Annotated in this window: 11 protein-coding genes; 5 read left to right on the top strand and 6 right to left on the bottom strand. The window is 64.1% G+C overall.

Translation table 11 applies throughout. The features are described 5' to 3' along the window. The first annotated feature begins 54 nt into the window (after window positions 1-54). Window positions 55-615 carry an FMN reductase gene (gene msuE / locus NKJ67_RS01645; protein WP_127256266.1) on the top strand — a complete coding sequence of 187 codons (561 nt, stop codon included), beginning with the start codon at window positions 55-57 and terminating at the stop codon, window positions 613-615. Between the two features lie 117 nt (window positions 616-732). Further along, the gene (locus tag NKJ67_RS01640; protein WP_352580211.1) at window positions 733-1,218 is read left to right on the top strand and encodes a hypothetical protein; all 486 of its coding nucleotides are present in this window, start codon (window positions 733-735) and stop codon (window positions 1,216-1,218) included. 20 nt (window positions 1,219-1,238) lie between these two features. On the opposite strand, the gene NKJ67_RS01635 is transcribed toward NKJ67_RS01640, so the two are convergent. The 6 genes from NKJ67_RS01635 to NKJ67_RS01610 all read right to left on the bottom strand — a co-directional run bounded on the left by NKJ67_RS01635 (window position 1,239) and on the right by NKJ67_RS01610 (window position 9,555). Continuing rightward, window positions 1,239-1,778, bottom strand: coding sequence for a hypothetical protein (locus tag NKJ67_RS01635; protein ID WP_352580210.1), 540 nt, complete (start codon window positions 1,776-1,778; stop codon window positions 1,239-1,241). Further along, a complete protein-coding gene (locus tag NKJ67_RS01630; protein ID WP_352580209.1) occupies window positions 1,771-4,653 on the bottom strand; it encodes a sarcosine oxidase subunit alpha family protein in 2,883 nt (960 codons plus the stop codon). Before NKJ67_RS01630 ends, NKJ67_RS01635 begins: the two co-directional genes overlap by 8 nt. Beyond that, window positions 4,650-4,916 (bottom strand): sarcosine oxidase subunit delta, encoded by a 267-nt coding sequence (locus NKJ67_RS01625; protein ID WP_352580208.1) that lies wholly within the window; start codon window positions 4,914-4,916, stop codon window positions 4,650-4,652. Before NKJ67_RS01625 ends, NKJ67_RS01630 begins: the two co-directional genes overlap by 4 nt. A gap of 20 nt (window positions 4,917-4,936) precedes the next feature. Continuing rightward, window positions 4,937-6,190, bottom strand: a complete 1,254-nt coding sequence (locus NKJ67_RS01620; protein ID WP_352580207.1) for a sarcosine oxidase subunit beta — start codon at window positions 6,188-6,190, stop codon at window positions 4,937-4,939. An 82-nt stretch (window positions 6,191-6,272) separates the two neighbouring features. Further along, window positions 6,273-8,684 carry a GcvT family protein gene (locus tag NKJ67_RS01615; protein ID WP_352580206.1) on the bottom strand — a complete coding sequence of 804 codons (2,412 nt, stop codon included), beginning with the start codon at window positions 8,682-8,684 and terminating at the stop codon, window positions 6,273-6,275. Between the two features lie 211 nt (window positions 8,685-8,895). After that, window positions 8,896-9,555 carry a TetR/AcrR family transcriptional regulator gene (locus NKJ67_RS01610; RefSeq protein WP_164748900.1) on the bottom strand — a complete coding sequence of 220 codons (660 nt, stop codon included), beginning with the start codon at window positions 9,553-9,555 and terminating at the stop codon, window positions 8,896-8,898. A gap of 269 nt (window positions 9,556-9,824) precedes the next feature. On the opposite strand from NKJ67_RS01610, the gene NKJ67_RS01605 reads away from it, so the two are divergent. The 3 genes from NKJ67_RS01605 to NKJ67_RS01595 all read left to right on the top strand — a co-directional run bounded on the left by NKJ67_RS01605 (window position 9,825) and on the right by NKJ67_RS01595 (window position 13,144). Next, window positions 9,825-11,264, top strand: a complete 1,440-nt coding sequence (locus NKJ67_RS01605) for an aldehyde dehydrogenase family protein (protein WP_352580205.1) — start codon at window positions 9,825-9,827, stop codon at window positions 11,262-11,264. 92 nt (window positions 11,265-11,356) lie between these two features. After that, the gene (locus NKJ67_RS01600) at window positions 11,357-11,932 is read left to right on the top strand and encodes a DUF1349 domain-containing protein (protein WP_292680706.1); all 576 of its coding nucleotides are present in this window, start codon (window positions 11,357-11,359) and stop codon (window positions 11,930-11,932) included. Between the two features lie 234 nt (window positions 11,933-12,166). Beyond that, entirely contained in the window at window positions 12,167-13,144 is a 978-nt protein-coding gene (locus NKJ67_RS01595; RefSeq protein WP_352580203.1) for a hypothetical protein, read from the top strand. Window positions 13,145-13,151: the final 7 nt, after the last annotated feature.

Raw genomic sequence — 13,151 nt, 5'->3', positions numbered from 1 at the left:
CGGGCGGGACGGCCCGCCACGTCAAACCTTCGACCATCCAAGAGGCCCACTGCCATGTCAAATCCAACAGTCGTCGGCTTTTCCGGCAACATCACCCGGCCGTCAAAGACGCGCGCCTTCGTCGACCTGGTCACCAGGGACATCGCCGCCAGCCACGGCCTGTCGGCGAGCACCTATGATATCGAGGACCTCGGTCCGTCGCTGGGAACGGCGAAATGGGCCCGCGATCTCGACGGCCAGGCGCGCGCGATCCTGGAACAAATCCTCGCCGCCGACGTGCTTGTCGTGGGCTCGCCGACCTACAAGGGCAGCTATACCGGCCTTTTCAAGCACTTCTTCGACCTGATCGATCCGGCGGCATTGCGGGGAAAGCCCATCGTGTTGACCGCGACCGGAGGTGGCGAGCGCCATGCGCTGATCGTCGAACATCAGCTGCGGCCGCTGTTCGGCTTCTTCGAGGCCTTTGCCCTGCCGACCGCCGTCTACGCCACCGACAAGGATTTCACCGACGGCGTACTGCGCTCCGAGGCGATCCTGAAGCGTGCGGCGCAGGCGGTTGACGAGGTCGGCTTCGTGCTGGCCAACCGCTCGGCCGGCAGGATCGCCGCTGAATAGCTTGCCGTCGGCGGATTCCGCCGCAATCGAAATTGGCGTGGTGATTGATCTCGCTTACGCAATTTACGACTGCCCGCTAAAAACGTTCCTGTCTGATTCGTCTGGGACAGGAACGTCATGAGCAAAGCCCTCACATCCTTCGCACTGGTCGCCGTGCTGACCGCCTTGCTCATGGCGTTGAGCCTGGCTGTCGCCAGGCACGGCTACCCCTATGGCGCGATCGGCGTCAGGCGCCTTGACGGCATTGCCGACGCCGGCGTGTTCATCCCGATTGCCGCTGTCTATTTCTTCAGCGCGGTGCTGATGATGATCCTGCCGATCAGGGCGGCCGGCATCGTCCTGACCCATGCCGCCGACGCCCTTTTCTGGACCGTGATCGCGCTGTTTGCGACCATCGTCGGCTGTCTGGTCGCCAGATGGGCGTTCGGGCAGGGCAGCGCCGTGTGGGCGCTGCTGAACTGGCGGTTCCTGTTTGCCGCGGCGGTCGTCGGTTGTCACTTCGTCATGAACGAGCTGCGCCGCAACGTTCTGCTGCGCAGCCTGTTCTTCGTGGTCTTTGCCGCCGCAACGCTGGCCTGCCTGTTCTGGTCGTTTACGCTCTGACCGGATCGCACTGCCGTCGGCTAGTCGGTTGATCCGGTCGCGATGTTGCCGGCGGCCGTTTCCATCCATGTCCAGAGATAAGCGGCAAGGCCACGGTCGACATGGATGCGCAGCTTGCCGTCAAGACGATAGACGACGGCGCTGATGCCGGCGAAGGAAAGTGCTGCACTGGCACTTGGCTTCGCGGGATCGAGCGTCGTTCCACGCGCGATGAAAGCGTCGAGCGCCATGCCCTTGACTTCGAACACCTGCAAGCCGGCGCTGATCGCCGTCACAGCGAACCCTTCCGCGTGCCAGCCCATGGCGATGGCAAGCGGGCTGTTCGAGACGACAAGCAGCCGGTCGCGCGCCAGCCGCGCCGCGTAGCGGTCGCCCTGTGCGATACCAAAGGCACCCACGCCAGTCCCGCCGATGCTGGAAGCCCGTGCCCACGCGTCGAGGTCGCCGCTGACCAGCAACTGGTTGAGGCCGAAGACTGTTCGTACCGCAAGGCCCGGCGTGGCGATGACCGCGCCCTGCCAGTCCGGTGCAACGGACCATTTTTCCGAGAGATCACGCATGCAGCCGCTCTCCTGCCGGGTCGAAGGCGCAAGGTGCGGTAATCGTCGCCTTGCTGATCTTGCCGAGGTGCTGGATGTCGATCGTCTCGCCGTGCCGCGTCGCGCCGCGCTCGATAAGCCCAAGCGCAACCGGGCGGCCGAGCGTCGGGCTTTGGTAGCTCGAGGTGACAAAGCCCTGACTGCGCAATCTGCCGTCGCTCCGTTTGATGCCATGCGCGCCGGTCGGCAGCGGCGCTTCGCCTTGCAGCACCGTCAGCCCGACAAGCTGCATGCGGTTGTCACGCGAGGCCTCCTCTGTGAACAGCGAGCGGCGGCCTACGAACTCGGTCTGGCGCTTGACGCGCGGGCCGTCGACGCCGAGATCATGCGGCAGCGTGGTGCCGTCAGTGTCCTTGCCGATGACGATGAAGCCTTTCTCGGCCCGCAGGATCATCAGCGCCTCGAGGCCGATGACGACGGCATCGAAGGCCTGGCCGGCCTTGCGCAGATGCGCCCATAACGGTTCGGCGCTATCGGCCCGGATCGAAATCTCATAGCTCCTGTCGCCGGTGAAGCTGACGCGGGCAATGCGGACTTCGTTGCCGGCGTAGGTGCCATGACCGATGGCCATATGCGGAAGATCGGCGTCGCCGAGCGAGAGACCGAGATCCAGCGCTTCGAGCAGTTTTCGGGCGTTCGGTCCTGAAACTGTCAACGTTGCCATGTCCGATGTGGCGTTGTGAATATAGATCGCGCCGCGTCCGAAGCGGTCCTGTCGCCATTCCTCCAGCCGGGCGTGAACGGCAGCGACATGCGAGGACGAGCACGAGACGACAAAGCGATGCTCGCCCAGCCGCACCAGAACGCCGTCGTCGAAGACCACGCCGTTCTCCGACAGCATGAAGCCGTAGCGGCAGCGGCCGGGCTTCAGCGTCGACATGGTGTTGTAATAGAGGAAATCGACGAACGCGGCCGCCTGCGGTCCGATCACCTCGATCTTGCCGAGCGTCGAGCCATCGAACAGCGCGACCGACTGACGGGCGCGTAGCGCCTCGTCCGCGATCGAACGCTCCGCGTCCGCGTAGCCGCCATAGTGGGCCGGGCGCAGCCAGCCGCCATATTCCTGGAAGACAGCGCCATTGGCGCGGTGCACATTCTCTAGGGGCAGCCGGCGCACCGGCGCCATCAATTCGCCGACGCGCGCACCGGCAAAGCTTGCCAGCGGCACCGGCGTGAATGGCGGCCGATAGGTGGTGGTGCCGACCTCCGGCACCGTGCGGCCGGTGATCCCGGCCATCAGCGCCAGCCCGGGCAGGTTGGAGGTCTTGCCCTGGTCGGTCGCCATGCCGAGCGTGGTGTAGCGCTTCAGATGTTCGACCGAGACGAAGTTTTCGCGCGCTGCCAGTTCGACGTCCTTCACCGTCACGTCGTTCTGGTAATCGATCCAGATACGGCCTTTCGAGCCCGGAATCGGCCATGCCGGGAGAATGCCTCCCGTCGCCTCCGGTCCGGTGCTGCGCGGTAGGGGAGCCTTCGTCTGGCCGAGGGGTGCAAAGGCGGGGCCGGCGCCAGCAAACACCTCCGACAAGGAGACCGCGCCGGCTGCGGCGCCGATCACGGCGATGCCGTCGACCGGATCGCCTGGCAGGAAGGCGGCGCGCGCATCGCTCCAGGCGAGCTTGCCCTTGGCCTGGCCGAAGAGATGGATGGTCGGCGTCCACCCGCCGGAGACCAGGACGCAATCGGCATCGAACCTCGTGCCGTCGTCGAGCGTCACGCCGTCGACGCGCAGCTTGCCGCTGGCGGATGCGAGAGAACGCCCTTTGATCAACCGGGCATTGGCCGGCGCGGCAGGCGTGCCGTTGCGCCGGATGTCGACAAGCCTGACTTCGGCGCCAGCCTCGGCAAGCGCCCCCGCCACCTCATAGGCGCTGTCATTGTTGGTGGCGACGATGATGCGGCGGCCGACCAGCACAGCGTGGCGCCTCAGATAGGCGAACGCCGCATCCGCCGACATGATGCCCGGCAGGTCATTGTCAGCGAAAGGCAGCGGCCGTTCGATGGCGCCGGTCGCCAGCACGATCTGGCGCGGCCTGACCCGCCACAGTGTATCTGGCCGGCCGTCGAAATGGCGCTGATTCAGACCGACCAGATTGTGGTCGTAGATGCCGAAGGCGGTGGTCGAAGGCAGGATGAGGTGACCGCCAGCGACAAGCTCGGCAATCGTCTCCTTGACCCATACGGCCGCCGGCTTGCCGTCGATCTCCGCGGCACGATGGCCAAGCGATCCGCCGGGGCTCTGCTGGTCGTCTATCAATGTGACAGTCAGGCCAGCACCAGACGCCAGCCTTGCCGCTGCCAGCCCGGCCGGTCCCGCGCCTACAACCAGCACATCGCAATGATGGTTGATCTGGTCGGCCATGCCGGGCGAGGTCCAGTCGGCATCGACCGTGCCCAATCCCGCCATGGCGCGGATGCGCGGCTCGAACCTGTGCCAGTCCGGCCACATGAAGGTCTTGTAGTAGAACGCCGCCGGTATGAAGCGCGCGAAACGGTCGAGGAAGGCGTTGCGGTCGGCCAGCGCGCTGGGCGTGGCGTTGACGCTTTTCGCCACCAGTCCGTCGCGCGCCGGCTCGGTCGTGGCGCGCGTGTTGGGCGTCGCCCGCGAGCCGCCGATGTCGACCAGCGCGCTGGGCTCCTCGACGCCGGCGCCCCAGATGCCGCGCGGCCGGTGGTATTTGAAACTGCGGCCGACGACCGCGACATCGCCCGCCAGCAGAGCCGAGGCGATGGTGTCACCCGCAAAGCCGTGCACGGTGGCGCCGTCGAAGCTGAAGCGGATCGGGCGCGAGCGGTCAATGGCGCTGCCGCCGGTGGCAAGACGTGAGGCGGTCACGCGGCATGCTCCCCGTCGAGAGCGGCCGAAGACAGCACCTTGTGCGTGACGGTGTCGCGTTCCATGATGAAGAACTCACCGCAGTTCATGTGAACCCAGATCTCGCGCGCCGTACCTTTCGGATTGGTGCGCAGATAGAGGTAGTTTGCCCAGCGATCGATCGGCACGTCGGCGCCATCCGGCCGCGTGTTACCGGCATCGCCGCCATAGTGGAACTCGGTCTCGTCACGCGGGCCGCAGAACGGGCAAGGAAAGAGTTGCATGATTGCCTCTGGTCTTTGTCTCAGTGCGCGATGCCGGAGCCGGCCGCTTCGTCGATCAACCGCCCGCTGGCGAAGCGATCGAGGTCGAACGGGCGGCTGATGTCGTTGTGCTTGCCTGATGCCAGCAGGTTTGCCAGCAGCGTGCCGCCTGCGGGAATGGCCTTGAAGCCGCCCGTGCCCCAGCCGCAATTGAGGAACAGGCCGGGCAGCGGCGAGGGGCCGATGATCGGCGAGGAATCCGGCACGACATCGACGATCCCAGCCCATTGCCGCATCAGCTTGAGCTGGCCGAAGATCGGGAACATCTCCAAAAGGCCGGCGATCACCCCCTCCAGCGTCGGCAGATTGCCGCGCTGCGCATAGGAAGGAATGCGGTCGAGGCCGCCGCCGATGACGATCTCGCCCTTGTCCGACTGGCTGACATAGACGCCGCAGCCGGGCGACAGCACCACCGTGTCGAGGATCGGCTTGACCGGTTCGGACACGCAGGCTTGCAGCGCATAGGAATTGATCGGCAGCCGGAAGCCGGCCTTGGCCGCCAGCACCGAGGAATGCCCGGCCACCGCCATGCCGATACGCTCGGCACGGATCGCGCCCCGCGAAGTCTGGACGCCGCGACAGCGGCCGCCCTCGATGATGAAATCGGTGATCTCGCAGTTCTGGATGATGTCGACGCCGAGCCGGCTTGCCGCCCGCGCGTAGCCCCAGGCGACGGCGTCATGGCGCGCCGTGCCGGCCCTGCCTTGCCAGATGCCGCCGAACACCGGGAAGCGCGCGTCCGGCGAAAAATTGTAGATCGGCGCCACGCGGCGCACATCGTCAGGTGAAAACAGCTCCGCATCGATGCCGTTGATCTGCATAGCGTTGACGGTGCGCGCCCCGATCTCCATCTCCGCGGTCGAGTGGCACAGATTGACCATGCCGCGCTGCGACAGCATGACGTTGTAGTTCAGGTCTTTCGACAGTCCCTCATAGAGCCGGTGCGCCAGCCCGTAGAGCTCGACGCTTTCCGGATAATAGTAGTTGGAGCGCACTACGGTGGTGTTGCGGCCGGTGTTGCCGCCGCCGATCCAGCCTTTTTCCAGCACGGCGACCCTGGTGATGTTGTGGTTCTTGGCCAGGTAATAGGCCGTCGCCAGCCCATGGCCGCCGCCGCCGATGACGATCGCGTCGTAGGACGGCTTCGGTTCGGGCGAGCGCCAGGCCGGTTGCCAGCCGGTCTGGCCAGCCAGGCCCTCCTTGAACAGCGACAGGGCGGAATAGCGTGTGGTCATGACGTGCCGGACAGGCCTGATTTTAGGAAAGAAACGTGGATCATCGCATGGCCTTCCGCACCGACGTCACCGGTTCGATCGGTCATGCCCGCATCGCCTTGCCCAGTGGGTCGTATGGCGACGAAGCGATGACGCGCGCACCTCTTTCGACACCGACGATGTGGGTTGTCAACTGCGTATCGATATCGGCCGCTTCGCGCTCGACCAGCGCCATGGCGAGGCTCTTGCCGACCGTGTGACCGTAGCCGCCCGAAGTGACGAAGCCGGCGAGCCTGCCTTTGTTCCAGATGGGTTCGTAGCCGCTGGCATCGGCATCCGCCGCGTCGATTTCGAGCGTCACCAGCGTGCGCCTCGATGGAGCCTTCTGCTCTTTCAGGGCCGCCTCGCGGCCGATGAAATCGCCCTTGTCGAAGGCGACCCAGCGGTCCATGCCGGTCTCATCAGGCGTATAGTCCTGCGTGAATTCGCGCGACCAGATGCCAAAGCTCTTTTCGAGCCGCAGCGAATTGACCGCGCTGAAGCCGTATTCGGTGACTCCCAGATCGCTGCCTGCGGCAAGTAGCGCGCGGCGCAGGCCCATGTGCTCATTGGCCCGGCAATGAATCTCGTAGCCGAGTTCGCCGATGACCGACAGTCGTCCGACCTTCGCCCGCACCAGTCCGACATCGAACGTCCTGCAGGCGAGAAAGCCGAACGCCTGGTGCGAAACGTCCTGATGTGTGAGGCGCTCAAGTAGCATTCGCGCATTGGGACCGGCGAGCGAGAAACCAACGACGGCGTCCGAAATGTCGCGAACGGTGACGCCATCGCTCATATGTTGCTCGAACCAGCGCATATGCCACTGGCGCAGATAGTAGGATCCCATGATCCACCAGGAGCCATCGCCCCAGTTGAAGACGGTGAGATCGCCCTTGAGTTTGCCGTTTTCACCCAGCATCGGCGCGAGCTTGGCGCGTCCCGGCTTGGGCAGCGCGCAAGCAAGCAGCCGGTCGAGCCAAGCCTCGGCCTGCGGGCCGGTGATCTCGTAGCGCGAGAAGGCTGATATATCGAGCAGGCCGACACCTTCGCGCACTTTGCGGCATTCCTGTGCGACAATGTCGAAGGCGTTGGAGCGCTTCAGCGTCGGTGTCTCGACGAAACCTTGCGGCGCGAAATAGAGCGGCACTTCCATGCCCCAGGAATTGCCCCAGCGCGCCCCGGCGGCGTCCATGGCGTCATGCGCGCCGGTCGTCTTCAAGGCCCGTCCCGCAGGCAGTTGCTCGTTGGGATAGCTCATGACGAAACGGCGCGAATAGAACTGCCCGGTGGTCTGCCTGATGTATTCGCGGTTGGAGGCGAAGTCGCCATAGCGGGCGATGTCCATGCCGTAGACATCGGCTTCCGGCTCGCCATGGATCATCCATTCGGCCAGCGACTTGCCGACGCCGCCGCCTTGCAGGAAACCCGCCATGACGCCGCACGCCACCCAGTAATTGGGCACGCCGCGCACCGGGCCGACCAGCGGATTGCCGTCCGGCGAGAAGGTGAAGGCGCCGTTCACCCAGCGTTTGATGCCGGCTGTCTCCAGGCAGGGGTAACGGCTGAAGCCGAGCGCCAGTTCGTCGGCGATGCGGTCGGTGTCTTCCTGGATCAATTCGATGCCGTAGTCCCAGGGCGCCCCGTCCATGTTCCAGTGCTTGTGGTTGACCTCATAGATACCCAGCAGAAGGCCTTTCTGCTCCTGGCGCATGTAGGTGAAGCCTTCGAGATCGACGATCAGCGGCAATTCCTTGTCCAGCGCCTGGATTTCGGGCAGCGCCTCGGTGACGAGATAATGGTGCTCCATCGGCGACACTGGCAGGTCGATGCCGGCCATCCGCCCGACCTGCTTGGCCCACAGCCCGCCGGCATTGACGACATGCTCGGCAATGACCGTGCCCTTCTCGGTGACCACGTCCCAGGAGCCGTCCGCGCGGCGGTTGAGTTCGATCACCCGGTTGTGCTCGATGATGTCTGCGCCGCGCAGCCTGGCCGCCTTGGCATAGGCGTGTACGACGCCCGAGGGATCGATATGGCCTTCGCGCGCTGCATAGAGCCCACCCAGCATGCCGTCGGTGTTGAGGATCGGGCAGCGCTGCTTGATCTCATCGACACCGACCAGGTGGACATCGTCGATGCCCATGGTCTGGAAGATGCGGTAGGAGGCCTTCAGCCATTCCCAGCGCTCCGGCGCCGAGGCGACCGAGATGCCACCGGTCATGTGCATGCCGATGCTCTGGCCCGATTCCTTCTCGACTTCGGAGAGCAGGTCGATCGTGTAGGCTTGCAGGGCGGCGATGTTGGGATCGGCGTTCAGCGCATGGAACCCGCCGGCCGCATGCCAGCTCGATCCCGCTGTCAGTACCTCGCGTTCGATCAGCGCGACGTCGTTCCAGCCGAACTTCGCCAGGTGATAGAGCACCGAGGCTCCAACCACGCCGCCGCCGATGACGATCGCCCTGTATTGGGATTTCATCCTGTCGCACTCCACCCATTCAGTGGGGCGAACCCTATCGGTATTGTACATATGTGTCTAGAGCTTGGAAAGGCGATGGAATGAGCGGCCCATGACTCCGCTCTGCGCCGATGCAGCAGAGGGGCTCCTCTGCTGCTGTCGGCAGCAAACGTGCTTGCTATTGGGATGCGCTAAGCGAAATCGTCAGGCCGCGGCGGCCGAGCGGGCCTTACTATCGGTTGCGCGAAAGCGTCTTCTCGACATAGCGCGAGAAGTCTTCGACATCCTCCGCCGGAGGCTCCTGGCCGGTGAAGCTGCGCAGATAGCCGGCGACGTGAGGCAGGCGGCTGCTCATCGGCTCGTTGAGCTCAAGCGAGTAATAGCCGATCTGCATGAAGTACAGCACGCGGGCTCGCACGAACGCGTCTTCTTCCTCATAGCCGTGGCGCATGAACATGTCGCGGATGGCGTTGACACGCTCCTCGTCGGCCTCGTCGAGGGCGCGCCGGATGGCGGGCGAGCGGCGGGCCCAGGCCCTGATCGCGAAATCCAGCTGTGGATCGAACAGCCTTTCGTCCACCCAGCATTCGAAAATGCTCATCACCCCGCGAATGACGGTGGCGGATGGCCGCCTGGCGCGTTCGACGATGAATTTGGTGTTGGTCTGCCGCCAGTAATCCAGCAGCTGGTCGAGCAGATCCTGCCGGCTCTTGAAATACCAGTAGAAGCTGGAACGCGACACATCGAGCTTCTGTCCAAGTGTCAGCACGCGGACGCGTTCGACACCGTCAGAGATCAACGTTTCGAGCGCAAGCTTCAGCCAGTCTTCGCGAGTGGCCTTGATATTGCCGGTGGCGCCGGCGCGCTGAATCGTCGTTTCGAGAGCTGCCATCGGCACGACGCATGACATGCTGCCTCAGGCAAATCAAGGCTATGGACAGAAGTGTATAGAGGAAATCGGCCCAAGCCGGACGACGCACCATGGATGTTGGCCGCATCGAGGCTCGATGAGGCAATGTCGTCACCCGCCATCCGCGCGGCGCAAGCGGGGGGATTTTTGTCGCGGCTGCTGGTTCACTGTTTGCTTTCCCGCGAGGCAATTGTCTGGCAAATACCAGTTCAGACAGATGCCCGCGCGGCCAACAAGCAGGAACACACGATATGACGCTGTTTCGAAAGAACCTCATCGATGGCGAGTGGGTCGGCGAGGCCGGTTCGCGCAACATCAACCCCTCGGATACCGGCGACATCGTCGGCGACTATGCCTCGGCGGGTGTCGAACAGGCTCAGCAGGCGATCGCCGCGGCCAAGGCGGCGTTCCCGGCATGGTCCCGTTCCGGTCCGCTGGCGCGCCACGCGGTGCTGAAAAAGACCGCCGACGAGATCATGGCGCGCAAGGACGAGATCGGCCGCAACCTGGCGCGTGAGGAAGGCAAGACACTGGCCGAAGGCATAGGCGAGACCATTCGCGCCGCCCAGATATTCGATTTCTTTGCCGGCGAAACATTGCGTTTGACCGGGGAGGTCGTGCCGAGCGTGCGACCGGGCGTCGGCGTCGAGATGACGCGCGAGGCGGTCGGCGTGGTCGGCATCATCACGCCGTGGAATTTTCCGATCGCCATTCCGGCCTGGAAGATCGCCCCGGCGCTGACACACGGCAACACCGTCGTCTTCAAGCCGGCTGAGTTGGTTCCCGAGAGCGCCTGGACCATCGTCGATATCCTGCATCGCGCCGGCCTGCCAAAGGGCGTGCTCAATCTGGTCATGGGCAAGGGCTCGGTCGTCGGCCAGGCGATGCTCGACAGTCCCGACGTCAACGCCATCAGCTTCACCGGCTCGGTCGGTACCGGCAAGCGCGTTGCCGCGGCAAGCATCGAACACATGCGCAAGTTCCAGCTTGAAATGGGCGGCAAGAACCCTCTGGTCGTGCTCGACGATGCCGATCTTGCGATCGCCGTCGATTGCGCGCTCAATGGCGCCTTCTTCTCGACCGGCCAGCGCTGCACCGCGTCATCCAGGCTGATTGTGGCTGACGGCATTCACGACCGTTTCGTCGATGCCCTCAAGGACCGCATGAGCAAACTGGTCATCGGCGATGCGCTCGACGCGCAGACCCAGATCGGTCCTGTCGTCGACGCGACGCAGCTGAAGCAGGACGAGGACTATATCGCCATCGGTGTCAGGGAAGGTGCCACGCTCGCCTTCGGCGGCGAGCGGCTCGACCGCAAGACGCCAGGCTTCTACCTGCAGCCGGCATTGCTCACCGAGGCCACCAATGCCATGCGCAGTTCGCGCGAGGAGATTTTCGGACCTGTCGCCAGCGTCATTCGCGTCAAGGACTATGACGAGGCGCTTTCCGTCGCCAACGACACGCCCTTCGGCTTGACCTCCGGCATCTGCACCTCGAGCCTCAAGCATGCCACGCACTTCAAGCGCAATTCGGAGGCCGGAATGGTGATGGTCAACCTGCCGACGGCGGGTGTCGATTTCCATGTTCCCTTCGGCGGCCGCAAGGGCTCGAGCTATGGGCCGCGCGAGCAGGGCCACTATGCGGCGGAGTTCTACACCACGGTGAAGACGGCCTATACGTTCGCAGGCTGATCGGCCGTCGACCGATCCGCCTGACTGATCGGTCACTGCCGACCATGCCGGCAACACCGCCATGCACATCTGGATTGGAGCGGCGCGAAAGGATGACAGTGCAAGATCTGACCTGGCTTAACCCGCCGCCGCACCACGCCATCGAGGGCGATAGCGTTCGTGTGCGCACCGGCAAGGAGACCGATTTCTGGCGCGAGACCTTCTACGGTTTCTGGCGCGACAACGGCCACTTCCTGCACCGGCCTGTCGAGGGCGATTTCAGCGCCGAAGTCACGGTCAAGGGCGACTACGAGGTCCTCTATGATCAGGCCGGGCTGATGGTCCGGCTCAGCGAAACGCACTGGATCAAGGCCGGTATCGAGTACACCGACGGCCTTGCCTATTTCTCCGTCGTCGTCACCAACGACACGTCAGACTGGTCGCTGGTCGCCATTCATGCCGATCCGAACGGCGTCAGGATCCGGTTGACCCGTCACGCCGAGGCGATCCGCGTCCAGTACCTCGACGCTTCCGAGAGCCACTGGAAGCCTGTGCGGCTTGCCTATTTCCCGACCTCGAAGACGGTCGATATCGGCATGATGTGCTGTTCGCCGCAACGCGAAGGCTTTGAGGTAACGTTCTCGGATTTCTCCCTCGGTCCGCCGATATCGCGGGAATTGCACGATTGAGACCTGCGGTCTTGCGCTGAACCGCAAGCACTTCGACCTTTGCCACAATCAAGTCTGTAGACCGCCGTGTGCCTCCGGCCGAGCCGGGGGGTTGGCCGCGGCACTGCAGCCGGCGAGATCGTCAGCCAGTTGCGATGCCGCCAGACGGTTCGAAATTTTTGGCCCCTGGTTCGGCTCAAGGCGGTGCAAGGCAGGACGTTGCAACGCTATTGGCATCCGCGCTAGGAGTTGCCGATGGGCAGGTTTCGAAGGGCTGTCAAAAGAGCCGTCTACTCCAGGGCGCTAAGGTTTCTTGGCGTTCCGCCCGTGCTGTGGTCGCAGGGCATCGGGCATTTCTGCGATTTCGCCGGGCCGCGCTGGTATCGCAACGCGCCAACTGCATCTACGCAGAGCGAGGCATTTTTCCGCCAACATTACAGCGGCGCGCATGGCATCGTCTGGCTGCGCCTGAGCACCTTGTCCAGGGATGCGCAAACCTGCGACCTCGACACGTTTGTCAGGATCGTGCTGCCGACGATTACGGCACCATTCACGCTGCTGACGACCGATGGGGATGCTTCGGTGCCGTCGGATCTGGCGAAGGACACCGTCGACCAGCTTCTCGCCAACCCTTTCCTGGTCTCCTGGTACAGCCAGAATTGTGATGGCACTCACCCCAGGGTGAAGCCTTTCCCGATCGGGCTCGATCTTCACACGCCTAGGTCCCTTGCCACGCCGGCAGGGCTTGTGAGGCAACTGGAAATCATACGCGCCCGGCAGGATCATGTGGACCGCCGCCCGCCCAGGCTATTCTCTGATTTCAGCATCAGCAATGGCTCGAAGCAGCGCCGGGAACTGCTTGATGCCCTGGGCGGATGTCCGCACGTCGATTTCCTGACGAAACGCGTCTCGCAACGCTCGATCTGGCAACTGTACTCGCAATACCCGCTCGTGCTGTCCACCGAAGGCAACGGCCTGGACTGCCATAGGACATGGGAGCTATTTTATCTCGGCTGTATCGTCGTCACCAGGACCTCGCCGCTCGACCCGCTCTACCAGGGCCTGCCTGTCATTATCGTCGATGACTGGCATGAGGTGAGGGATCCCGATGCGCCGAGACGCTGGATAGAGCAGGTCGCGCATCTGACCGACCGGGACCATGTTTGGCGACGCTTGCATCCGCAAACCTATCTCGGCCCCATTCGGCAAGAGCTTCAGCACGCATCCCGATAGGGCAGGC

This window comes from Mesorhizobium sp. M0088 (assembly GCF_040322895.1).
GTDB lineage: Bacteria > Pseudomonadota > Alphaproteobacteria > Rhizobiales > Rhizobiaceae > Mesorhizobium.
The sequence above is the reverse complement of the archived record's forward strand: the minus strand, read 5'-3'. Positions and strand labels throughout refer to the sequence as shown.

What these genes read in the sequence shown, in the direction of transcription:
- msuE (WP_127256266.1), top strand. Translation starts at nt 55, where the DNA reads ATGTCAAATCCAACAGTCGTCGGCTTTTCCGGCAACATCACCCGGCCG.
- NKJ67_RS01640 (WP_352580211.1), top strand. Translation starts at nt 733, where the DNA reads ATGAGCAAAGCCCTCACATCCTTCGCACTGGTCGCCGTGCTGACCGCC.
- NKJ67_RS01635 (WP_352580210.1), bottom strand. Translation starts at nt 1,778, where the DNA reads ATGCGTGATCTCTCGGAAAAATGGTCCGTTGCACCGGACTGGCAGGGC.
- NKJ67_RS01625 (WP_352580208.1), bottom strand. Translation starts at nt 4,916, where the DNA reads ATGCAACTCTTTCCTTGCCCGTTCTGCGGCCCGCGTGACGAGACCGAG.
- NKJ67_RS01620 (WP_352580207.1), bottom strand. Translation starts at nt 6,190, where the DNA reads ATGACCACACGCTATTCCGCCCTGTCGCTGTTCAAGGAGGGCCTGGCT.
- NKJ67_RS01615 (WP_352580206.1), bottom strand. Translation starts at nt 8,684, where the DNA reads ATGAAATCCCAATACAGGGCGATCGTCATCGGCGGCGGCGTGGTTGGA.
- NKJ67_RS01610 (WP_164748900.1), bottom strand. Translation starts at nt 9,555, where the DNA reads ATGGCAGCTCTCGAAACGACGATTCAGCGCGCCGGCGCCACCGGCAAT.
- NKJ67_RS01605 (WP_352580205.1), top strand. Translation starts at nt 9,825, where the DNA reads ATGACGCTGTTTCGAAAGAACCTCATCGATGGCGAGTGGGTCGGCGAG.
- NKJ67_RS01600 (WP_292680706.1), top strand. Translation starts at nt 11,357, where the DNA reads ATGACAGTGCAAGATCTGACCTGGCTTAACCCGCCGCCGCACCACGCC.
- NKJ67_RS01595 (WP_352580203.1), top strand. Translation starts at nt 12,167, where the DNA reads ATGGGCAGGTTTCGAAGGGCTGTCAAAAGAGCCGTCTACTCCAGGGCG.